We start from the raw sequence: 372 nt of genomic DNA on the forward strand, positions 1-372 counted from the left end.
GTCTCCGGCTTGACGGCAGGTTCGGTTTTCGCGGCAGGTTCTGTCCGGGCAGCAGACTCAGTTCTGGCGGCCGGCGCTTCTGCGACCGTTTCCTTCTGCTGTATCTTTTCCTTGATGTCCCCGCTCTCGGAGGGATTTGCCGCGTCCTCATCAGTCACGACGCGGAGGGAACTTTGCTCAGCCATGCTTCGTCTCATTCTCGGCCACCGGCATCCGGCAGGCCTGTATCAGGTTGGTTTTCACAGTGGACAGGATGTTGAACAGTTCGTCGCGCTGTTCATTGCTGACGCCATCGAAGGCTTCCCCGCGCGTTGCCTCGCCGATCTCGCGCATCACGTCGAGCAATGGCGTGGCCTCGTCGCGCATATAGAG

2 protein-coding genes are annotated in these 372 nt (G+C 60.2%); both read right to left on the reverse strand.

Going from position 1 to position 372, the window contains the following annotated elements; all coding sequences use genetic code 11:
• On the reverse strand, window positions 1-185 hold a 185-nt coding region (locus AC1D0P_RS31970), incomplete at its 3' end, for a hypothetical protein (protein ID WP_477680394.1).
• Window positions 178-372, reverse strand: a 195-nt coding sequence (locus AC1D0P_RS31975) for a hypothetical protein (RefSeq protein ID WP_477680395.1), incomplete at its 5' end; no start/stop codon positions are given. The genes AC1D0P_RS31975 and AC1D0P_RS31970, both read right to left, overlap by 8 nt.

Source organism: Polaromonas sp. P1_G2, assembly GCF_056405515.1.